The 20,795-nt window shown below is 43.2% G+C and carries 22 protein-coding genes and 2 riboswitches; of the genes, 13 read left to right on the plus strand and 9 right to left on the minus strand.

The window, feature by feature from the left end:
• Positions 1 to 147: 147 nt before the first annotated feature.
• From ABVF09_RS13065 to ABVF09_RS13100, 8 genes are all read left to right on the plus strand, one after another.
• Complete coding sequence (locus tag ABVF09_RS13065) at positions 148 to 381, plus strand: spore coat protein (RefSeq protein WP_371069367.1); 234 nt, start codon at positions 148 to 150, stop codon at positions 379 to 381.
• A 13-nt stretch (positions 382 to 394) separates the two neighbouring features.
• Positions 395 to 718 (plus strand): spore coat protein, encoded by a 324-nt coding sequence (locus ABVF09_RS13070; RefSeq protein WP_026569544.1) that lies wholly within the window; start codon positions 395 to 397, stop codon positions 716 to 718.
• Between the two features lie 620 nt (positions 719 to 1,338).
• The gene (locus tag ABVF09_RS13075) at positions 1,339 to 1,584 is read left to right on the plus strand and encodes a helix-turn-helix domain-containing protein (protein WP_051382217.1); all 246 of its coding nucleotides are present in this window, start codon (positions 1,339 to 1,341) and stop codon (positions 1,582 to 1,584) included.
• Between the two features lie 20 nt (positions 1,585 to 1,604).
• Positions 1,605 to 3,290, plus strand: a complete 1,686-nt coding sequence (locus ABVF09_RS13080; RefSeq protein ID WP_371069368.1) for an HD-GYP domain-containing protein — start codon at positions 1,605 to 1,607, stop codon at positions 3,288 to 3,290.
• A 304-nt stretch (positions 3,291 to 3,594) separates the two neighbouring features.
• Positions 3,595 to 4,572 carry a metal ABC transporter solute-binding protein, Zn/Mn family gene (locus tag ABVF09_RS13085; protein ID WP_371069369.1) on the plus strand — a complete coding sequence of 326 codons (978 nt, stop codon included), beginning with the start codon at positions 3,595 to 3,597 and terminating at the stop codon, positions 4,570 to 4,572.
• Positions 4,573 to 5,328 (plus strand): metal ABC transporter ATP-binding protein, encoded by a 756-nt coding sequence (locus ABVF09_RS13090; RefSeq protein ID WP_026569540.1) that lies wholly within the window; start codon positions 4,573 to 4,575, stop codon positions 5,326 to 5,328.
• 14 nt (positions 5,329 to 5,342) lie between these two features.
• Positions 5,343 to 6,197 carry a metal ABC transporter permease gene (locus ABVF09_RS13095; protein ID WP_026569539.1) on the plus strand — a complete coding sequence of 285 codons (855 nt, stop codon included), beginning with the start codon at positions 5,343 to 5,345 and terminating at the stop codon, positions 6,195 to 6,197.
• The gene (locus ABVF09_RS13100; RefSeq protein WP_026772359.1) at positions 6,194 to 6,607 is read left to right on the plus strand and encodes a Fur family transcriptional regulator; all 414 of its coding nucleotides are present in this window, start codon (positions 6,194 to 6,196) and stop codon (positions 6,605 to 6,607) included. The genes ABVF09_RS13095 and ABVF09_RS13100 overlap by 4 nt, the downstream gene beginning before the upstream one ends.
• 188 nt (positions 6,608 to 6,795) lie before the next feature.
• Here ABVF09_RS13100 and ABVF09_RS13105 read toward each other — a convergent pair whose 3' ends face one another.
• A complete protein-coding gene (locus ABVF09_RS13105) occupies positions 6,796 to 7,065 on the minus strand; it encodes a glutaredoxin family protein (protein WP_026569538.1) in 270 nt (89 codons plus the stop codon).
• A 766-nt stretch (positions 7,066 to 7,831) separates the two neighbouring features.
• Entirely contained in the window at positions 7,832 to 8,635 is an 804-nt protein-coding gene (locus tag ABVF09_RS13110) for a VLRF1 family aeRF1-type release factor (protein ID WP_026569537.1), read from the minus strand.
• A 191-nt stretch (positions 8,636 to 8,826) separates the two neighbouring features.
• On the opposite strand from ABVF09_RS13110, the gene ABVF09_RS13115 reads away from it, so the two are divergent.
• The gene (locus ABVF09_RS13115) at positions 8,827 to 9,285 is read left to right on the plus strand and encodes a GtrA family protein (RefSeq protein ID WP_026772358.1); all 459 of its coding nucleotides are present in this window, start codon (positions 8,827 to 8,829) and stop codon (positions 9,283 to 9,285) included.
• Between the two features lie 35 nt (positions 9,286 to 9,320).
• Here the strand turns inward: ABVF09_RS13115 and ABVF09_RS13120 are convergent, their stop codons facing one another.
• Both ABVF09_RS13120 and ABVF09_RS13125 read right to left on the minus strand, forming a co-directional pair.
• Positions 9,321 to 9,740, minus strand: a complete 420-nt coding sequence (locus tag ABVF09_RS13120; protein ID WP_026772357.1) for a universal stress protein — start codon at positions 9,738 to 9,740, stop codon at positions 9,321 to 9,323.
• A 124-nt stretch (positions 9,741 to 9,864) separates the two neighbouring features.
• Positions 9,865 to 11,337, minus strand: coding sequence for a SulP family inorganic anion transporter (locus tag ABVF09_RS13125; RefSeq protein WP_371069370.1), 1,473 nt, complete (start codon positions 11,335 to 11,337; stop codon positions 9,865 to 9,867).
• Positions 11,338 to 11,615: 278 nt separating this feature from the next.
• Here ABVF09_RS13125 and ABVF09_RS13130 point away from each other — a divergent pair, with 278 nt between their 5' ends.
• The gene (locus tag ABVF09_RS13130) at positions 11,616 to 12,092 is read left to right on the plus strand and encodes a YndM family protein (protein WP_026569533.1); all 477 of its coding nucleotides are present in this window, start codon (positions 11,616 to 11,618) and stop codon (positions 12,090 to 12,092) included.
• 70 nt (positions 12,093 to 12,162) lie between these two features.
• On the opposite strand, the gene ABVF09_RS13135 is transcribed toward ABVF09_RS13130, so the two are convergent.
• Positions 12,163 to 13,095 carry a M14 family metallopeptidase gene (locus ABVF09_RS13135; RefSeq protein ID WP_026772355.1) on the minus strand — a complete coding sequence of 311 codons (933 nt, stop codon included), beginning with the start codon at positions 13,093 to 13,095 and terminating at the stop codon, positions 12,163 to 12,165.
• A 92-nt stretch (positions 13,096 to 13,187) separates the two neighbouring features.
• Positions 13,188 to 13,248, plus strand: a riboswitch (Fluoride riboswitch).
• Positions 13,249 to 13,297: 49 nt separating this feature from the next.
• Here ABVF09_RS13135 and crcB (ABVF09_RS13140) point away from each other — a divergent pair.
• Positions 13,298 to 13,675 carry a fluoride efflux transporter CrcB gene (crcB, locus tag ABVF09_RS13140; protein ID WP_026772354.1) on the plus strand — a complete coding sequence of 126 codons (378 nt, stop codon included), beginning with the start codon at positions 13,298 to 13,300 and terminating at the stop codon, positions 13,673 to 13,675.
• Positions 13,672 to 14,040: a fluoride efflux transporter CrcB gene (gene crcB, locus ABVF09_RS13145; protein WP_371069371.1), complete on the plus strand. Its 369-nt coding sequence runs from the start codon at positions 13,672 to 13,674 to the stop codon at positions 14,038 to 14,040. The genes crcB (ABVF09_RS13140) and crcB (ABVF09_RS13145) overlap by 4 nt, the downstream gene beginning before the upstream one ends.
• Positions 14,041 to 14,235: 195 nt before the next feature.
• Here the strand turns inward: crcB (ABVF09_RS13145) and ABVF09_RS13150 are convergent, their stop codons facing one another.
• Positions 14,236 to 15,399 carry an acyl-CoA dehydrogenase family protein gene (locus ABVF09_RS13150; protein ID WP_371069372.1) on the minus strand — a complete coding sequence of 388 codons (1,164 nt, stop codon included), beginning with the start codon at positions 15,397 to 15,399 and terminating at the stop codon, positions 14,236 to 14,238.
• A gap of 185 nt (positions 15,400 to 15,584) precedes the next feature.
• Here ABVF09_RS13150 and ABVF09_RS13155 point away from each other — a divergent pair, with 185 nt between their 5' ends.
• Entirely contained in the window at positions 15,585 to 16,220 is a 636-nt protein-coding gene (locus ABVF09_RS13155; protein ID WP_371069373.1) for a YczE/YyaS/YitT family protein, read from the plus strand.
• Between the two features lie 409 nt (positions 16,221 to 16,629).
• Here ABVF09_RS13155 and ABVF09_RS13160 read toward each other — a convergent pair whose 3' ends face one another.
• The 3 genes from ABVF09_RS13160 to ABVF09_RS13170 form a co-directional block, all read right to left on the minus strand.
• Positions 16,630 to 18,324, minus strand: coding sequence for a methyl-accepting chemotaxis protein (locus tag ABVF09_RS13160; RefSeq protein ID WP_371069374.1), 1,695 nt, complete (start codon positions 18,322 to 18,324; stop codon positions 16,630 to 16,632).
• Positions 18,325 to 18,441: 117 nt separating this feature from the next.
• Positions 18,442 to 18,936 (minus strand): chemotaxis protein CheX, encoded by a 495-nt coding sequence (locus tag ABVF09_RS13165; RefSeq protein WP_051382216.1) that lies wholly within the window; start codon positions 18,934 to 18,936, stop codon positions 18,442 to 18,444.
• 61 nt (positions 18,937 to 18,997) lie between these two features.
• A riboswitch (cyclic di-GMP riboswitch) is annotated at positions 18,998 to 19,083 on the minus strand.
• 709 nt (positions 19,084 to 19,792) lie between these two features.
• Positions 19,793 to 20,755 (minus strand): siderophore ABC transporter substrate-binding protein, encoded by a 963-nt coding sequence (locus tag ABVF09_RS13170; protein WP_026569525.1) that lies wholly within the window; start codon positions 20,753 to 20,755, stop codon positions 19,793 to 19,795.
• Positions 20,756 to 20,795: the final 40 nt, after the last annotated feature.

Raw genomic sequence — 20,795 nt, forward strand, 5'->3', positions numbered from 1 at the left:
CTTTCTTGTACTATTCTATCATTTTTACGGGGAAAGAGGTACTTTTTGCATACAAAATTCATCACGATGTTGCAAGCAGAATAACCACGCACCTACCCGGCAATAATAAAACGGGAACCGACAGTCTTTTTTTAAGGAGGAATTCGCTTGAACCAACAACCTATGCAGCAGCCGCCGAATATGATTAGCGAAAAAGATTTACTTTACATCACCGATATGCTGTCCTGGAATTTGAATGCCAGCAAAAAAGCCAACTTTTATGCTGAACAGTGCCAATTACCGGAAATAAAGCAGGCGCTTGATACAACCGCCAAGATGCATCAGCGCCACTATCAGCAGATTCTCAGCCATTTGAACACCCAGCCCGGGAATGTCATTTAGAAAGGGGATTAGCATGAATCAGCAACAGAAAGTGCAAAATCCGGAAACACAAGTACCGAAGACACCGCAAATGAGTGAAAGAGATTTTGTCAATGATGTATTGGCTTCAGAGAAATATTTGACCGGCGCATACAGTATTGCTTTGAACGAGGCGAGCAATCAAGGGCTGTATCAGGACTTGGCAGCTATATGCAAAGAAACCCAGGATTGCCAGCGAACCCTTTACAACTTGATGTTCAAGAACGGCTGGTATTCTCTTGAAAAAGCCGATCAGCAGAAGATTCAACAAGCCTATCAGCAATACAGCGGATATTTGAATCAGTTGCCACCACAGTGACTGGAAGTCCGCTTTACAGCCTACTGTTGCCATTACTCCAAATGCGATAAACAGCCGATGCTTCTGAGCTTCGGCTGTTTTTTTCGGAAATGCAGCACGCTCTGTTGGCTTGATTCTCGTCGAGCCTCTGTGCCTCTATGTGCCTCCTGAATTGTCCCTCTCCTTAAACATGTCTCTCTGTATGTCACTTATATCAGGTGGAGCCTCCGTCGGCTATTGTCATATGATAGAGATGGATGTAGGACTTTAGAATTATAATGTCGAATTGCGTCCTTCAGAAAGCGTTCTCCTTCTATGCAACGCGAGTGCTTGCATGCGATTCGACTTAATACTCTGCAGTCCAAGAAACCGGCTTATAACAGAATGGTTCTTTTGATTCCTTACACTTACTAAGTTGTTAATCTAATGAGGTAACTGGCTTCCCTAGTCTTTGGAATCATCGACTTCATATTGTTGCCAATAAGTGAATCTACAATGAATTGAACTAGTTCTTACCGTTTTTCTGCAACTGTTTGCTAATGACAACTACTGTTAAGCAATCGTTTCTCCACGAACGTAAAATACTTTCAGGGCTCCATAGGAGGCAGTTAGCAAACCATATACCGGGGGGAGGGAATAATGTGATTACGGTGGCCTACCAGTCAAAGGACGTCTGTTTCCTGAAAACATTCGGAAGTCGGCTGCGGCGTTATCGGCTTCATCAACGGATGACGCAAGAAGAATTAGCTGAGTTGGCTGGATTTTCGAGATCATATTACACAGAAATTGAAACCGGCAAGCGGAATATATCCTTACTGAATATCCGCAGGCTAGCCGAGGCACTCGATATTCCCGTCAAGGAGTTATTCGATTTTCCTTTCGAGTAAAACAAATGGGAGGTATTTATATGAAAGCTAAGTCCATTTCTCAAGTGCTGCCGGAAGAACGTTTGGCAGAAGATATTTATGCCGGTGATACGTTGATCATCAAAAAAGGGACGAAAATGACCCCAAGACTTATCAACCGTTTAAAAAAACGAGGAATAAAAGAATTGAAGGTTATTGAACCGAATACTTCGACAGCGGCTAACGAAAACCAACCAAATACTATGGGAATCACTGCAACCCAGCCGCTAGAAACCAACCGAGGGCAATACTCAGAAGAAGAACTGGGAAAACATTTTTTTCACATTCTCGAAAAAATAGGCTATGAATATCGCTATGGTAAATTGTTGAACAGAAAAGAAACAGTGCTGTTTCTAAAACAACTATTTATTAACATTCATAAAAATTACGGTATAACCGACACACTTTCTGCTCTATATAAATGGGATTCTTATGCATATATCCATTCCTTCGATGTTTTTGTCCTAGGGAGCCTCATGGCAGAAAAACTAACTGTCACTGACCTGGAGACCTGCGCAGCTGGTTTTCTTTTTCATGATATCGGAAAAATTGAAACACCACGAGAAATACTACATAAACAAGCTAAACTGACCGGTGCGGAATTCAAGCAAATCCAGAAGCATACGACAGACGGAGAAAGGCTGCTTCAATCCCTAGGGTATGAACAGTTGGGTGCTTTCGCCCGCTCCCATCACGAACGTTTGGATGGTTCCGGTTATCCGGATGGTCTAAGTGGCGGTCAGCTGCCATTAGAATTGCGAATCTTATCCATTGTGGATGTCTTCTCTGCACTCACATTGAAGCGCGCCTACAAAGAAGAAGTGCCGGCATATGAAGCGATTAAGATATTGTTAAAGGATCAAAAGCAGTTTGATTGGCATATACTTTATCATTTTATCGATGCACTTATGATTTATCCGTATGATGCAACGGTACTCCTATCCAATAACGAGCAGGCAAAAATTTCAAGCGTCAGTAAATACTATCCTACCGTTCCACAGGTACGCTTGTTAAAGGGAGGTGGTGATTTTTCACTTCCGACCAACTTTTCGCTCACAGTTCAAAAAATTCTGGCTTTCCAGCCTAAATCGGACGAGCAATTGTTCCGTGAATTTTTGGACAACCTTTCATCCGGTGACCAAAACGAAGTCAAAGCCTTGTATCAGACTCTTTCTGATGGTCTTCATTACCATCATATCTTCGAAAAAATATTGTTTCCAGCCGTGGCCAAACTCAATCAAATGGCAGCTATTGATGAGTTGTCATCAGTTGCTTACCATAAAAGCACGCAAATAGTAACAGAGTTATTGATCCAAATTGAACAAGAGACGGAGCGTTATACAACTTGCAGGTCAAGTGCTTTAATCCTTTACCCAGCAAAAGAAACTGCCTACTTGTACGCCAGGCTGCTATCTGGATTTTTACGTTTGGAGGCTGTGCAAGCCAAACTGGTGACAGAATCTGCTGCCAATCTGAATCAGTACTTTTTTTCAGATAAACAGCCGGCCGATCATATCCTACTCCTTAACTTTCCGAATGACGATCCCGACAGCTTTATGAACCAATACCCTCGATTAGCGCTCTCCTCTTTCAATGAATATAACACACAGGTTCTTCAGGAACTCTTCCAGAAAAACAAGAGAGTATTTATCGATATCATAGCGACAGATTCAGTGATCCAAGTCTAAATCCCTCGTTCACTGACATTTATGGACTGCAAAAGCATTACTTAACGCCGTCCTTCTGTCTTCATCTGATGGCTCGCCAATTTGGCGAGTTTTTCTTTACCCCGCACTATTTATAGGGTATTTCTTATGATGTCCCTTGCCTCTCCCGGACTCCTCCCCAAGTAAAACGGAATCGTTATTATTTACAAACCATAATCATTACGATAGAATGAAGAGTATTCATTTTTAAGTCAGGAAAGACAATAAGTATAGTAAGAAATCTTGTTTACCACATAAATAGAAACTTGAAGAAACGAGGACAATGATGAAGTGGAAGGTAGTATTGATCCTTTTATTCAGCGGCATCTTGCTGCAAGCTGGATGCAGCCCCTCCCCTGATAATTATGGGGAGAAAGCGGAGCACACCATTTATACGACGGTCTATCCTATTCAATACATTATTGAAAGATTGGCCGGTGACTTTGTAGAAGTAACAACCATATACCCTCCTGGTGCGGATGCCCATTCTTACGAACCTACTGCCAAAACAATGACCGATATTGCCGAGGGCGATGCTTTCGTATATCTCGGCGAAGAATTGGAATCATTCGCCTCCACGACAGCTGAAGCTTTGCAACAAGAAGAGGTTCGGCTGATCGGCCTGGCAGGATATGAAGAGTTGTTTCATACTGCAAGCGAAAGTACTGCGGATCATGACAGCAATCATGCTGAATCGGAACATCATAGCCACGACCATGGAAGCCACGATCCCCATATTTGGCTTGATCCTCTGCGAATGCAGGAAATGGCTGGTATTATCGAAAAGCGATTAACGGACATATACCCGAACCATGAAGCTGTTTTACAGCAAAATCTTTCGTCATTACAAGAAGATTTAACGAAATTGGATAACCAATTCCTTAATACGTTAAGTAAGAGCAAGCATAAGGAAATTTTGGTTTCCCATGCCGCATATGGTTATTGGGAAGATCGTTATGGAATCAGACAGATTGCCGTTAATGGCATATCCAACAGCAGTGAACCATCTCAGCAGGATTTGATCAACATTATAGAACAGGCAAAGAATCTCGGAATGGATTATGTCATTTTCGAACAAAATGTCCAGGACAAAGTATCAAAAGAAATTCAAAGGGAAATAGACGGCAAAGCCCTGCAAATTCATAATTTAGCCGTCCTGACCGAAGAAGATATCAATCATGGGGAAGATTATCTATCCCTGATGAAACAAAACCTTCAAGTGCTCCAGAGAGCTACAGACCGAACAACAAAGGAGGATGGATGAATGAAGAACACAGTGATCTCCATGCAAAATGTCGATTTCTATTATGATCACAAACCAGCTTTGCAACATATCAATTTCGAGATTCCCCAAGGAGCATTCATGGGGCTTGTCGGCCCTAACGGCGGGGGGAAAACCACCCTCATCAAGCTGATTCTCGGTTTATTAAAACCTCAACATGGATCAATCGAGTTACTGGGCACTCCGATCAACAAATTCAAAAGCTGGAATAAGATTGGTTTTGTATCTCAAAAAGCAAACACCTTTAACCGAGGGTTTCCAGCCACAGTGGAAGAGGTCGTATCAATGGGCTTGACTGCCAAGGTCGGTTATCTTCGCTTTTTCTCCCGAAGTCACCGGGAAAAAATAAAGCAAGCAGTCGATCAAGTAGGCATGGGCGCTTACCTTCATGAGAATATTGGTGATTTATCCGGAGGTCAGCAACAGCGTGTATTTATCGCCAGGGCACTTGTAAGCGACCCGGAACTGTTGATTCTTGATGAGCCGACTGTCGGGGTAGATACGGAGCATGTCCAAAAGTTTTACGGATTGCTGCACAGACTCAATCAGGAAAAAAACATCACCCTGCTGCTGGTCACCCACGATATAGGAACCATGACACACCATGCGACAAATATAGTATGCTTGAATAAAACGATGCATTTCCACGGAAACGCGGATCAGTTTTCTTCTTTATCCGACGCCGAACTGTCCAATTATTACGGCCATGCCTTAAATTTGGTGTCCCATGAGCATTAAGGAGCGTAGTCAACATGTTAGCTAATTTTTTTCAATACGAATTTTTACAAAATACTTTATATACCGGTTTGTTGATCGGTTTGATCGCTCCACTACTCGGTTCGTTCATCGTAGTCAGACGGCTTTCCCTGATCGCCGACGCCCTCTCCCATGTGACACTGGCCGGGATTGCGTTCGGTTTACTGATCGAAAAGAAATTTGCCGCCGGCTTTATTACCCCTTTCTACAGCGGGATGGGTTTTTCGGTGATTGCCTCCATATTCATCGAACAGCTGCGAAGTGTATATAAAGCCTATCAGGAACTTGCCATCCCCATCATTTTGTCTGGCGGAGTCGGTTTGAGCGTTGTGTTCATCTCGCTTGCCGATGGTTTCAACACCGATTTATTCAATTACTTGTTCGGATCGGTGTCTGCGGTCAGCCGTTCTGATTTGTGGACCATTATCGTTATTTCTGTGATTGTACTTGCAGTCTTGTTCTTATTTTTTAAGGAGCTGTTTATGTTATCATTTGACGAAGAACATGCAGTCGTTTCAGGTATTCATGCTAAACGGATTCATTTCTTATTCATTTTATTGACGGCACTTGTGATTGCAGCTTCTATCAGGATTGTCGGTGTGCTGCTTGTGTCTGCACTGATGACCTTGCCGGTAGCAGCAAGCATCCGGCTCGCGAAAGGATTCAAGCAATCCATTATACTGTCTGTTGTTTTTGGAGAAATCTCTGTGATTGCCGGATTGGTTTCCGGTTACTATTTTGAAATACCTCCCGGAGGAACAATCGTGATGACCTCTATTATCATTTTGTTGGCGGCATTGACCGTAAAACGTCTCCGGATGAATTTCTTTACAAGGAGGACGCAGCAATGAACATGGAAGAAGCATTGGGTATCTTGAAACAGAAGGGATATAAGTACACCCAGAAAAGAAAGGATATTTTGTCTTATTTCGACCAGGAAGACGGTTACCGCAGTGCGAAGGATTTGTTGAATTTCATGGAGCCATCGTACCCGGGCATCAGTTTTGATACGATTTACCGGAATCTTCATTTGTTCGACGAACTGGCGATTTTGGAATCAACCGAGCTGGAAGGGGAAAAACTCTTCAGAATCAGCTGCGTCGGTCACCATCATCATCATTTCATCTGCAAGCAATGCGGGATTACCAAAGAAATCGAAACGTGTCCGATGGATAATGTCAAAGGGGAATTGGGCGGTTTCCAAGTTGAGGACCACAAGTTTGAAATTTATGGGCGTTGTCCGTCTTGCCAGGCTTCCTGACGATTTGATCCAGCAAACAGGATTGACAGGGTCTTCTAAAGTAAACGTAAATCTCACCAAGATATAAAAAGGGCTGTCCAATTTTTCTAGGACAGCCCTTTTTCTTATAAAAGCAAAGGACGCCGACTTTCATCCATGGCTATTTTTCATTTTTTCCATTATCGTGTGAGTACGAAATAACTGTCGATTCAGTGTTTTATAGTACGGTCGATTTCATCTTTGTTGTTGGTGAAACCGGTATAAATGATATTCTTCTTTTTTCCGATGATGCCTTCTTGCTCAATTACGATAGTCGGCACTAGGTTTGTACCGGCTGTTGACTGCAGCTGTCTTTGTTTTTCTTCGGATTCAGTAATGTCGACTTCAACGTACGGTACCTGGTCCTTCGACAAAAACTCTTTCAGCGACTGGCTTTCTTGACAAGCTGCTTTCGTATAAATCTTTACCACTTGTTTCACCTTTATCGTCTCCTTTTACCAGATAAATTAGCCTGGAACAGGGCCAGGTCCCTTTTTCACCGCAAACTGAGCCAACTATCTTTATGTTGTTTTGTTGCCCGATTCCCAGTTTATCCAGCCGTGAAACCGATTACGTACAATTTCTTACAAAAGTACTATGGTCAGTGGATCAAGCATGATTTAATGCCTATATAGGTGAAACAAAGGCACTACTTACAAAGTTAACTGATCACGGCCAACTTCTACAATCAATTTTATTCTTCCAATACCTTTCACATGCCCAGCTTTTTTTCATTATAAACTCCTTTTTCTCGTATGTATGGTTAAGACCCTTGATTTTCTCTGGCACGACTCCTTTCATCTAAAGCTGCCGGGGAAATATACTCTCTTTCCGCGGACGACGCATCCATCCGGACATTCCTTCAGTCCTTTTCCGCCTGTCTTTCCTCACTTGTCTTAAACAACCATTCATCCAATCTGTTCTTTAAGGCATGCGTTTCTTTTAAACGGGGATGGATTTGCTTTTCAACCTAGGGCCGCCCTTCTTCTTAAAGTCGGAATGGCTTTTTCCACAAAACCCCAAAATCGCATGAAGTGAAATCGGTCTGCAATGACCCGAATCCGCATCACGACAGGGAACCCCGCCACATCTCGTATAGAGACAAAAGAATCAAAGAAAACACCGCCTTTTCACGAGGTCAGATTCCCTATAGAAAAGGCGATGTTTTTTATTAGGATTTCAGTCACTAAAATAGATGCATGACCATTATGCCACGACTTTTTCAATCACTTTCATTTCTTCATGATCAAGCATATTCTTTCCTTCTACCTGATAAACTTCCTTGTTCATATATGATTCCATATCTTTTGCCTCTTCTTTTTCCCCTACAAGATAGATGCGGTCCCATTGATTGTCTTTGGCGAGTTTATCCAGCTTCGGTGCCAGTCCTTTATACCAGCGCTGCTGGTTTGCGCTCACTCTCGCATCAAAGCTGTCGCGGCTTGGGTCCTTACCGCCTTTTCCCATGGACATCGGTCGTTTTTGTTCAGCAGTATATTCACGCCAGTCCTCTGTATCCAGATCCAGTTCATAATGCTTCGTTTCCAGGATGGCACCCAATTCTGCTTCAATCACTTTTACTTGGTTCTGTTGCACTAGTATGATACCCGATTTCGGAAACTTGTTCCTCAATTCTTTCAGTTGGTCTGTAACAGGGGCATCTTCCCAATGAAACTCCGTTTGCAAGCGCATTTGAAGCCGCTCGGCAAACCATACCTGTTCGTCTGCAGAAGCAAATAAAACGATGCCTTTTTTAAATGCCTGTTCATTCCCTTGTACAAAGCGTTCCACTTTTTCACGGACCGCTTGAAAATTTTTCAATTCTTGATTGTCTCCACTTTCCTTCAGATAACTTTCAAAATGGTTTAGCCCGTTTTTTAAGTGAATTTTCCATTCTCCGCCTTGTTGCTCGGGATCAGAAGGGTCCGTATTCAGATACATGGAGAGCACTCTGTTGGGACGTTGTAACTGGATATTTTCCAATTGCTTCAGCTGTTTATCGAATTTCATCAAGACTCACTCCTTTAGAAGTGTTATCCATTTATATAAAGTGTGTATCCTTTCATCCAAAAACCAAAACCTGTTTCGATCGTTGCTCCTAGCGGTTATGGAAAAAGGAAGAAACCGGAGGCGGTGTATTTTTACGTATAGTTGGAAACATGATAAACTTATTACCTAATCTCCAGAAAGAGAAGGATCATATGGCCAAAAAAGTAAAAGCACAGATAATTCAGTTCAGTTTTATCGGTCTGGCCAACGCCGCCATCGATATCGGCGTATTAAATCTATTGTTATGGATATGGCCGACAGAAGAAACACGAATGCTGTTTATCTTCAACACCATCGCTTACTTTCTAGCGATAATGAACTCCTATATATGGAATGTAAAATATACATTCAGTCATCATGCCCGGATAAACACAAAGGAATTGGGTTTATTCTCATTACAGGCTATTGTTGCCTGGGTCATCAACAATGTGGTTTTTATCGGCCTGAGCAAACTGCTATTCCAGTTTTCCGCTCTGTCGTTGCCAAGCTTTTTTGTACACAATGTCGCCAAAGGGGCCGCAATGTTCCTTTCATTTTCCACCAGTTTTCTCTTGATGAAATTTATCGTCTTCCGCAAGAAAAAAGTAAAAAAAGTCATAGAAAAAAGATAAGGACGGATATCCCCGCTCTTATCTTTTTTGTTCAACTACTTCACAATCATCACAGGACAATTTGCCCGTTTTGCCACTTTGTGACTGACACTTCCCAATACCATTTCCTGCAAGGAATTCAATCCGCGGCTGCCAATCACGCAAACATCAAACGCTTTCTCATTGGCATGTTTTACGATGCTTGGCCCGGGATCCCCGTGCAGAATGTTGATCTGATAACGAACTCCGGCATGTTTTAACTTTTGCTCTGTGAATGCGAGTTTTTCCTTCCGCTTCAAATCAATATCGGCGGCATTCCAATTTTGCAAAACGTCTGCCTTTGATTTGTCCCTGTCCACTACATATACCACTTCGATGAAAGCGTTTGAATTATTTTGGGTCAAAAACAATGCCTTTTCCACAGCCCTGATAGCATGTTCAGAGCCGTCTGAAGCTAATAATATTTTATCAAACATTCTATGTCCTCCAGAAAAAAGATTTCCTATCCCAATTATAACAAAGATTCTCTTCTCTTAAAGATGGAGTTCTTTGGCGAAAAAAACAGGACAGGAGCTTTATTCAGCATCCTGCCCTCCTCTATCAATGATTGGCCGCTTTTGCGTCTGGTTTATTATAAACCGCGCGCTTCTCGACCAATATAGAACTCTCGTGATTCAAACCTATAATATTTACTTTTGTTCCATTATCCTGATACTTCAAAACAACTTTATCGATTGCGCCGACAGCTGAATCGTCCCATAGGTGCGCTGCTTTTAAATCGATATCTATTTCCTCGCATGATTCTTTGTAATCGAACGAAGCTACAAACTCATTGACGGAGGCAAAAAATAATTGACCTATCACCACATAGACTTTTTTACGTCCTGCTTCCACCTGTAGACTGTGGACATGGACCTTGGATATCTTGGCGGCGAAGAAGATGGCGCTCAATAAGACACCTACCAGTACACCGATTGATAAATTGTGGGTCAGCACAACAGCTGCCACCGTGACAACCATGACGACTGCGTCCGTTTTCGGCATCAAGTGCAAATGCCGGAGCGATGACCAATCGAAGGTACCGATCGAAACCATAATCATCACACCAACCAGGGCGGCCATCGGTATTTGCACCAATAAATCATTGAATACCATGATCAGAATCATCAGGAAAACCCCCGCAGTCAAGGTGGATAAACGGCCATTGCCCCCCGACTTCACATTGATAACCGATTGACCGATCATGGCACAGCCTGCCATACCGCCAAAAAATCCGGCAACAACATTGGCGATTCCCTGTCCTTTTGTTTCTTTATTCTTATCACTTTCTGTATCCGTCATATCGTCGACGATTTGGGCAGTCAGAAGGGATTCCAACAATCCCACTACAGCGAGTGCCAAGGAATAAGGAAAGATGATCATCAATGTTTCCAAATTCAGCGGGATATCCGGCAGTAAAAATAACGGAAGCGCTTGGGTCAGCTCCCCCATATCTCCAACGGTCCGGACTTCGCTTCCCGTATAGACCGCAATTAAGGTGATGACGACGATGGCAACTAGAGGAGCAGGTACAGCTTTAGTAAAACGCGGAAGAATATAAATAATGGCCAATGCTCCTGCCACCATCGCATACATCTGCCAAGACTCACCGACAAAATGCTGTAATTGTGAAGTGAAAATCAAAATGGCCAGTGCATTTACAAATCCGATCATCACCGATCTTGGGACAAATTTCATAAACCTGGCAAGCTTGAATATTCCCATCACAATCTGGATAATACCTGTCAAAATCGTAGCAGCCAATAAATACTGCAAACCGTGTTCAGCGACCAAGGTGACCATGACCAACGCCATCGCTCCAGTTGCTGCGGAAATCATTCCCGGTCTGCCGCCGACAAAAGCAATTACGACGGCAATACAAAAGGAAGCATATAAACCGACCATCGGATCGACACCGGCTATAATCGAAAAAGCAATTGCTTCCGGAATTAATGCCAAGGCTACGACCATCCCAGCTAATATGTCTCCCTTGATATTGCCAAACCAACTCTGTTTAATTGCAGATAGATTCAACACGACACCTCTTTCATTTCTATTTTGAACTTTCTGCAAGAAAGTAAATCCGCTCAAAACAAATTGAATCTTACCACACCGAACCGAATAAGACAAACCCCATGTAAACGTAAATCATAAAGCGATTCCTTTCATTTTCTTTCCTTTACTCTATTTATCGGCGATTTTTGTAATCGGAGTTTTTTCGCTCAAGCTTTTTTTAGTTTCTGTCAATAATTTTTATCATTTCGTACAGAATAAGCTTGAACGTATATTCCAGTATGAAAGGAAAGAATACAATGGAACATGTAAGAGCGCTTGTCATCAAATTTGCAGTCACCGGAATTGTCCTTTACTCGATTTTAGGCATTTTTTATACTGCAACGGCAGGGGATATCTTTATCATCACACTGCTTGTCACCGGAGTCGCCTACTTGCTTGGAGATCTATTCATCCTGCCGCGTTTCGGCAACCTGACTGCCTCCATAGCCGACTTTGGGCTTGCATTTGCTTCCGTTTGGATATTGAGCACCTTCTTTATCGGGAATGACGTCGCCGTTGTCAATGCCTCCTTGTTTTCGGCCCTGTTTATTGCAGCAGCTGAAGTCATTTTTCATATGTACATGCAAAACAGAGTGCTGGATGATGAACCGGATTACGAAGAAGCAAACAGACAAACGACTGCTCGTCTACAAACAGAATTTGCAGAAGAAAATGAAGGGCAGGACATTATCGAATTACAGGACGGGAAAACGGACGAAAAGAAGGATGAATAATCGGCCGTCCATGCCAGATTGTCAATTTTACCACTGGTGAAGGCGGCCGTTTCAGAGTGGACTTAAAGAACTACACTTTGTAAAGAAGGTCACAGGCTTCTTCTGCAAGAAGCAGCCCAATCGACTGGTTTTGTTTCCATATCGCAGGATAATGTTCAACAGGAACTGGCCTGGGACCGATGTATGGAGAAATTTCAGGGGTGAACGCCGGTCTTTTCATTTCTGTTAAAAACCAATCAGTGTAGCCGCCCCCGCTTGGATCGGGACCTGGATCGACCAGACGATAACCGGTTTGTCCGCTTATCTTTTCAGCTATTTCACGGCTGATAGCCAGCAGTTTCCCATCGATTTTGTACTTCCAGTATATTTCCTCTCCAGACGAATGGTAAGCAGCAGCGATGTGGAAACGATGCTTTTTCGTGAAATGGTAAACAGCCTTTGCTTCTGGTTCACTCAGTGGGTAAGGCCCTTTGTAATTCATAGGACCTGGTCTGTCGACGGTCGGTTTGATTGTTTCCCAGCCTGCCGGATATTGTCGATTGAGATCTACCCCTCTTATGTTTGCCTTCCATCCCGCAAATTCAGTTTGGTTATCGTTGAGCCGTAAAACGGTGTCTGGCTGCTTGGCGGCTTGGGCACCCTTTTGCACCAGGGTGACGCCATCAGGATTGACCATCGGTATAAACCAGATGGAAGCCTTACTGAGAAGATCACGAATCTCAAAACCGGAGATGGTTTCTTTTTTAGTCCAAGCCAAGGAGTAAGCCTCCGCCATTTGCATCAATAAATAGGAGGTCAGCCATTCCCTTGCATGATGGGATCCGTTTAAAAGCACTTTTGCCTTCCCTGTTCCCACCCTGAAAGCATAAAGGGGTCTGCCTTCCACTGATTCGCCGATTATTTCAGCTTGAAAGATGTCTGGATAACGTCTCACCAATTCTTGAATATCCGCTTCCATTTTCTCAAAAGTGTATAGGGAATCCTTTGTTAACAAGTGCGTCATAGAAATGCCTCTCCTTGATTTATTGGTTTCTGACGTAAGGAATGATTTGCATCCCATCAGTAAAGTGGTACTATATATGTATATTAACAAAAGATTCGATAGGTGATGGAGTTCACCTTTAACCGCCGACGTGCTGATGACTCCTGCCAGTGTACATTCTGGCAGGAGTCATTTTTGCATTGGAAAATATTGGAGGTTTTGTATGATTTATTTTTATGTAGGAATAGCCGGGTCGCTTGGTGCCATGTTGCGATATGGAGTCGGACTGGCATTTTACCAAGCCGATGCAGTATTTCCTGTTTCTACTTTAATCATCAATTTGGCGGGGAGTTTTCTGCTGGCATGGCTGACAGCGTCCATTTTCCATGCTGTGAAGCTATCTCCCACAATGAAAACAGCAATTGGAACAGGGTTTGTCGGTTCTTTTACCACGTTTTCGACATTGAGTGTGGAAACAATCAATTTATTTCAGGATGAAAGGCAGCTGCTCGCCGTATTTTATGTCTTGATCAGTATATTCGGCGGCCTTGCAATGAGCAAGCTGGGGTACCGGGCGGTAGTGAGGAGTGAATCTGAATGAACGGATTACTATTTTTTCTGGTGGCAATCGGCGGGTTTATTGGTGCAATCGCCCGCTTTGCAATCAGTCAACAGCTGAAACACCATGTTCGATTTACCATTCCGGTTGCGACAGTATTTGTAAATGTCATAGGATCTTTTTTGCTCGGGTTATTGAACGGCCTCCATGTAAGTGAATATATGTTGCTTCTGGCTGGAACTGGTTTTTGCGGTGCCTTCACTACTTTTTCCACTTTCAAACTGGAAGCAGTCCAACTCCATCTGAGGAAGCAAAAAAGAGCATTTATTTTCTATACTATTTTCACTTATGCAGGCGGAATCGCTCTTGCTTTTATCGGCTATCAGCTCGGTTCGCTCTTCCATTAATCAAAGAAGCCGGGCCAAGCATCGTGACAAAAACATATAAACCGAACGATTATCCCAGTCGTTCGGTTTTTTGATTAGCAAGAAGCGCACCGTTCTATCCTTCAGGTTTCCACTCCAGAAAGATGCGAAACACGCATCAAATCAAGTTGAGAGAAAGTTCAGCCCAGGTGCATTCTTATCCTGCCAACAGCATTATCAAACAGACTTCAACGCTTTTCCGGCAAGCATTTGAATAACCATATCATCCATTGGCGGATTATGAAGACCTGCTCTCACATTACGATAATATTGTTCAAATTTGTACTGCTTAGACAACCCTCTACCTCCGGCAATACGGAGTGCCAAATCGACCACTTCATTTGCCGCATTGGTAACGGATGTCTTCACTGCAGCAAGCTCTGTTCCAAGCTGCTCTCTCGATTCGGGATATTCATCCCATTTGCGTGCGATTCCGTACATGAAATAATGTGCCTGCACTAACTTCAAATCCATCTCACCGATTTTTTGCTTGATGTGCGGCACTTCTGAAATAGTAGTTTTCAGGCTGTTCGGTTGATAATTTTTAGCGAAGGTGACAGCATCATTGCGGGCGGCGACTGCAATTCCCAAATAACATGCCGGGATGTGCAGCAGCCAGCCTTTTGGTTTTGATGATTTCCCTTGATTCAATTCAACTAAAGCCTGTCGGGGAAGTTTTACATTTTGCAATACCAAATCATCACTGCCGGTTCCGCGCATTGCCATGGTATCCCAAGTATGTTCCACTTCGAGGCCAGGGGTGTTCCGCGGAATTAAAAAAGAACCGATTGCTTCTTTTTCTTCTATATAAGCGGTAACGAGATAGTAGTCGAGTACGCTGGCCATCGTTGTAAACGTTTTTCTGCCGTTGACGATATAGTGCTCCCCTTGTCTGACTGCTTTTGTTTCTGGTATGCCGCCGCGTGTCGGACTGCCTGTAGCCGGCTCGGATGCAGCCCGATTGACAACCAGTTTTTTCTCACCGATTTCCCGTGCGAAAGCTTCAAATTGATCTTGGCGCCATAGCTGTTGTTCACTGAGTTCCATCACAACTCCCATGTGCCAGCCAATTGACAACGCTGCAGAACCGTCTCCTTCCGCAAGTCTTTCCTGCATCATCAGCAATTCGCTCAAATTGATGTGTTTTCCGCCAAATTTCTCCGGAAGTGGCAACGTAACATATCCCGTCTGTTTTAAATCTTCCAGATTATCCTTTGAAAATTGAGCACTTTGTTCTGTTTCTTCCGTTCTTTGTTTAAATTTTGCCGCCAAGCTTTCTGCTGTTTCCAGCATTTCCTGCTGGCGGTTGTTTTGGACGAATGAGTCCAAGAAGTAAGACACCCTTTATCACTCCTGTCCTTCGTATACTTACGGTCTGCTTCCATTTTACAAAAGGGGGGTCAAAAAATACAAGTTTTCAACTTGGCTTACTTGTATTTATTTTCATTACCAACCTTTAGCTTTCCGCATACCTTTCACTTTGATATAGTGAACTAGGATAACCGGAATAGGAAGGAAGACCAACCATGCAGACACTTAAACAAGAAAGTCCTTTTTATTTGGCAGGGCTGCTCATTCTCACCTTAGGGATAGGACTAACTATTCAATCGCACCTAGGAACATCTCCATTCGATGCCTTGCTGGTCGGACTCTATCGTTCCTTCGGCCTGACAATCGGCTCTTGGGAAGTTGTCGTGGGTTTTGCCATGATTGCAGGAAACGCCTTGGCAAAAAAGAGCCTCCCTGAATTCAGCGCCATGATTACTTCCTTTATTACCGGAGCTGGTATTGATGGCTGGGTATATCTATTGAATGGCCGGCTAGAGCCAGAAACCTTGTTCGGACAATCGGTTTGTTTCACAGCAGGATTGTTATTCACGGCTGCTGGAGTGGCGACCTATCTTCAATCAAAAATTGCCCCGAATCCGATGGATCGCTCCATGATGGTGATTACGGAGATTACCGGATGGAGTGTTACCTATTCAAGAGCTTTGATAAGTGTCATCCTCGTTCTTTTAGCATTTCTATGCAGCGGTGCAATCGGTCCAGGCACCTTGATCAATGCGTTGTTCAGCGGTGTTTTAATCAGCTTTTTGCTTCCCTATGTTAAAACATTGAAACAAAAAGCAAGCATGGGCAAACCGAATGCCACCCATAGTTGAAGCAGAAGCCCTTGGAGAAGGCAGCAGACAAAATTTTTGCTAAATAAACAAGCGCAGACCCTTTGTCATTTGAATGACTATGGACTACGCTTGTTTTGTATTCCAATACTTTTGCATAGCGAAAAAAGAGGACATGAAGATTCTTCTCTCCGTGTAACACTTCTCTTTTTAAAAAGGCTTCTATCGCCGCCTTCTTTACTGCTTGCGAAAAGTCGCGATGAAAAGAAACTGCGATATAGCTAAAACAGTTTTACCAACCCCCTGCATTACATTGGAATTGGTGCGCGCCACTGCCGGAAATACCTTCGCTTTCCGAGGACTGCTGGTGAGCTTCCTTAAATTAATGCTCTCCGGAATTCCACCGAGTGCATGGAGAATACAACTCCACCAAAAACAATGGCTCTTTGCATCATACTTTAAAACGTCCAATCAATCCGTTCAAATTGTCAGCAAGCCGGGAAAGTTCTGTGGACCTGTCTGCGATTTCTTCCATCGAACTGCTTGTTTGCTGGATGGAAGCAGAAGTTTCCTCGATGCCTGCTGCCGATTCTTCTGAAACAGCGGCAATATCTTCAATAGATTGGCTCATTTGTCCACTTGTTTCTACGATGCTGGTCAAGTTGCCGGTTATGACCGTGACACTCTCGACCATTTCATTGATGGAATGATTGATACCGTCAAAGGTTTGGCCGGTTGTTTTGATTTGCGCTGTCCCGTTTTCCACTTCTTCATAACCGCCCTGAAGGGCTTCGGCAACAGAACCTGATTCTGCTTGTATGCTTGTTACAATCCCCGTGATATCTGTTACGGAAGAAGATACCTGTTCGGCAAGTTTTCTGACTTCATCGGCCACTACTGCGAAACCTTTTCCTTGCTCACCCGCCCGCGCTGCCTCGATTGCGGCATTTAGTGCAAGCAAATTGGTTTGCTCGGCTATATCTTTTATGACTCCAACCAATTTTGATATTTCTTTTGACTGGTTGTCCAATCCTTTTACTTTTTCCACGGCATTTTTGACGATGGCATCAATCTGGCTCATTTGTGCAATGGAAGAATGCATCATCTGGCTGCCTTCCTCCGTCAGCTTCAGGACGCTTTCGGATTTATCATGAATTGTACTCCCGTTTTCATGCGCTTCTTTAATTTTATCCGTGAAACCGGCCATCGATGCAGCCAAATCTGTCGTGGTGTTAGCCTGCGATTCCGAGCCCGAAGAGAGCTCTTCCATCGTGACTGCCACTTGGTTACTTCCTTCTTTTACTTCATTTGCCGATTGACTCAATTCCTCGCTTTGACCAGATACAGTCGTTGAAACCGAACTGATTTCCGTCACCAATTCCCGCATGTTGTCGTTCATTTGGTTGACTGCAGTAACCAGCTGACCGACTTCATCCCGGGAATGTACCTTCAGGGGTTCATGGCTTAAATCACCTTCCGCTACCAGTTTCATCCGTTTCATCACCCGGGAAACAGGATTCGTTATCATACGGGCAGTCATTATGGCTATTAAAATACCAAGTACAGCAACCAGGATGGAAATGGCTACACTGGTGATTTGTGTTGTTTTCCCCGAAGAAACCAGACTGTCTCCAACTGTTTTGATTTCCGATTCCCTATGTTCAGCCATCTCATTGAAACCGTTCATCAACTCCCTGGCCAACGGTTTGACTTGCAAGGAGAGATTAGATATCGCCTGGTCTTCATTGCCGTTCTTATAGACGGCAAATACTTGTTCCCGGACTGTCGTTTCCCATTCGTCCCCTTTTTCCACCAATTGTTTTACTTGCTCATTATCACTTAACGACAATATCGTTTTTTCCATTTGATCTAACTCTTCAGCATATCGATCAAACTGCTCCAGGTATTCCGGATCTCCATAAATGACATAACCTCTTGTCAAAGCGATCATTTCTGCTATATTAAATGCAGCCCGCTCATCGGCGATAAGCAATGGAAGCTGTTCCGTAACAATCGATTCTGTATCTTGGTTTACTTTTCCCTGTGATAAAAAATTATAAAGTCCGAATCCGACTACCAATAAAATAACTATGGAGAAACCCGCCAAAATCTTTGTTCTTAGACGCTTGAATTGAAATAATTTCATTGCAGCACCTTCTTCCTTTGAGTTGGTCCAAAAGCTGTTTTACAGTCACGGCAATGTTTGGTTTTCTTCCGGCGCATCATTCCTTTCCGTTTTTTACCTGCATGACATCTTGTCTGTTTATGTATGAATCAACAAAGCAATTTCCATCTTGCCGATGGTTTCATAGGTCAACTCGACTTGTATTGCCTGTTGGAAATTTTCAAGAACCTTGTCCCCATCCGATGTGACCAAGGGGGAAGTAATATCTGTTTCCAACCCTTTTTCATAAATACCGGTAGACATGCTGCCGGCAATCATATTGCCGAGTTCCCCAGAGAAAGAATGGAGCATCTCTCCTTCAAGGGGCATGCCGAACATTGCTTCACCAATCGATCCAAATAACCCGTCGTTTGCCTTCAACACCAATGTCCCCTGCACATCTCCCGTCACCTCGATTAATACACCGAAAGGAATCGTCAAGGATTCTTGTAGTACTTTCGCTTTGCCGATCTCTGCTTCCAAAGGAATGACGGCTTGAATTGACTTTAGCGTTTCATTGTACAATTCTTTTACAACTCGATTCTTTTCACTTGTTACGATGATAACCACTCCTTTATCTGAATATTCTAACAAATATAGTCATTAAAAGTGGCTATTCTGGTTCTCTGAATAGCCATAGACTAATAGAAAAGATATCGGCAGCCAGGCGATCTTGACCTTGACGGCTTTAGACCCTAAGCTTTGCGTCCCCTTTTTTCAAAGAGTTTGCCCTTTTCGTTAGTTCTTTTTGACTAAGTATAAAGATTTAGTTGGTTTGCATTCATTATAATATATTTTCGACACAATTCAACATATTTTTGTGTAAATAGTAAATAAATTGTATCCTTTCCATCCTAGTGGTAATTGCATTATCCTGAAAAAATTGCGGATTGAGTCTCAGCATATATGTGTTCCACGAGCACGGTTTCACTTTCACAGAAAGCACCAACCGCTTTCCTGCGGGATTTTCAGCTCGTGCTGTTCCATCGGAGTCTCTGTATCTTGCCTTCGCTACATTTTCGCGTTTCTGATTTTATGTTACCGAGACAAGATGGATTAAACGAATTTTTCTATTGGCTGAAAGGTATCTAAACAGTGACGAAGAACCAGCAGAAAGGTGGCCTTTGTTCTTTGATAAAAGAAGAACTCCTGGTTCCATACGTCTTAACTTTCTATCCCGGACGGCAATAGGCAAAACGGTAATCCTGCCAGTAGAGAAAGTCTCTCCTTCCAACGGAGGCAAGGTGCGCAGACTCCAGTCGTGATGAAAATCCACTTGGCAAGCGGGTTTCTTTGCCAAATTAGCTGAAGCCGTGCCCGCGGAATGCGAAGTACTTTGCCGGAGTGGAGTGTGGCACCCTTATCAAAAGAGAAGATTAAAAACCGAACGAATTGGAAAATCGTCCGGTTTTTATACAGGTCACTATGCTTTTGTCACGCTCTTTTTAAATTATTCGATACTGCTTGCAACTTCGTTTACCATTTCCGACACGGAAATCAATCCTCCGCCGGATAGGTACCAGTAATCTGGATTCAGATAAACAATATTGTCTTCTTTATATGCTTTGGTGTCTTGCACCAATTTATTTTCCAAAGTTTTTTTGGCAGATGATTCTCCGCCTACCACTTTATTCCTATCCACGACAAATAAATAATCGGGATCCTTTTCTGCTAAGTACTCGAAAGAAACATTTTGTCCATGAGTCGATGCTTCGATGTTTTCATCAACAGGTGTAAAACCAAACACATCATGAATCACGCCAAAGCGTGAGCCAGGACCATAAGCATTGATACTGCCATCGTTGGTAAGGATCACCAGACTGTTTTTTCCGCTAGCAGAAGCTTTTTCATTCAAGTCGGAAATTTGTCCATCGATTGTAGCCAGTTCTTCTTCCACTTCAGACTCTTTCCCGAAAATTTCTCCCAGCACTGTTGCATTTTCTTTAAAGGAATCCATATATCTGGTCGTGTCTACACCAAGATGGATTGTAGGAGCAAGCTCGTTTAAATCATCATATGCTTCGGAAGTACGACCGGAGATGATGATTAAATCAGGGTCGATTTCGCTTAATTTCTCAAAATCCGGTTCAAATAATGTTCCGGCATTTTCATACTCTTCACTATCATAATCGGATAAGTAAGACGGAAGATTTTCTTTTGGTACGGCAGTTACATCGACGCCGAGTTTATTCAGCGTATCAAGTGTACCAAAATCGAAGACTACCACTTTTTCTGGATTGACAGGTACCTCGGTCTTCCCTAACTCATGCTCGACCGTAACGGTCTTTTGTTCCTTTTCTCCACTTTCGGATGCCGCTGCAGCGTCATCGCCAGAAGAGTCCTGACTGCCGCATGCAGCTGTGAACAAAGCCAGTATAAGAATGGAAATTAGCATTGCTAATCTTTTTGTCATAACCTTTCACCTCTAAATAAATTTTTTTAATTGACAGAAT

It is taken from the genome of Sediminibacillus sp. JSM 1682029 (assembly GCF_041366435.1).
GTDB lineage: Bacteria > Bacillota > Bacilli > Bacillales > Amphibacillaceae > Sediminibacillus > Sediminibacillus terrae.

Bases quoted from the DNA above. Each gene is read 5' to 3' on its own strand.
- ABVF09_RS13095 (WP_026569539.1), top strand. From the start codon at position 5,343: ATGTTAGCTAATTTTTTTCAATACGAATTTTTACAAAATACTTTATAT.
- crcB (WP_371069371.1), top strand. From the start codon at position 13,672: ATGAACGGATTACTATTTTTTCTGGTGGCAATCGGCGGGTTTATTGGT.
- crcB (WP_026772354.1), top strand. From the start codon at position 13,298: ATGATTTATTTTTATGTAGGAATAGCCGGGTCGCTTGGTGCCATGTTG.
- ABVF09_RS13085 (WP_371069369.1), top strand. From the start codon at position 3,595: ATGAAGTGGAAGGTAGTATTGATCCTTTTATTCAGCGGCATCTTGCTG.
- ABVF09_RS13070 (WP_026569544.1), top strand. From the start codon at position 395: ATGAATCAGCAACAGAAAGTGCAAAATCCGGAAACACAAGTACCGAAG.
- ABVF09_RS13100 (WP_026772359.1), top strand. From the start codon at position 6,194: ATGAACATGGAAGAAGCATTGGGTATCTTGAAACAGAAGGGATATAAG.
- ABVF09_RS13170 (WP_026569525.1), bottom strand. From the start codon at position 20,755: ATGACAAAAAGATTAGCAATGCTAATTTCCATTCTTATACTGGCTTTG.
- ABVF09_RS13130 (WP_026569533.1), top strand. From the start codon at position 11,616: ATGGAACATGTAAGAGCGCTTGTCATCAAATTTGCAGTCACCGGAATT.
- ABVF09_RS13110 (WP_026569537.1), bottom strand. From the start codon at position 8,635: ATGAAATTCGATAAACAGCTGAAGCAATTGGAAAATATCCAGTTACAA.
- ABVF09_RS13115 (WP_026772358.1), top strand. From the start codon at position 8,827: ATGGCCAAAAAAGTAAAAGCACAGATAATTCAGTTCAGTTTTATCGGT.
- ABVF09_RS13135 (WP_026772355.1), bottom strand. From the start codon at position 13,095: ATGACGCACTTGTTAACAAAGGATTCCCTATACACTTTTGAGAAAATG.
- ABVF09_RS13090 (WP_026569540.1), top strand. From the start codon at position 4,573: ATGAAGAACACAGTGATCTCCATGCAAAATGTCGATTTCTATTATGAT.
- ABVF09_RS13080 (WP_371069368.1), top strand. From the start codon at position 1,605: ATGAAAGCTAAGTCCATTTCTCAAGTGCTGCCGGAAGAACGTTTGGCA.
- ABVF09_RS13160 (WP_371069374.1), bottom strand. From the start codon at position 18,324: ATGAAATTATTTCAATTCAAGCGTCTAAGAACAAAGATTTTGGCGGGT.
- ABVF09_RS13120 (WP_026772357.1), bottom strand. From the start codon at position 9,740: ATGTTTGATAAAATATTATTAGCTTCAGACGGCTCTGAACATGCTATC.
- ABVF09_RS13155 (WP_371069373.1), top strand. From the start codon at position 15,585: ATGCAGACACTTAAACAAGAAAGTCCTTTTTATTTGGCAGGGCTGCTC.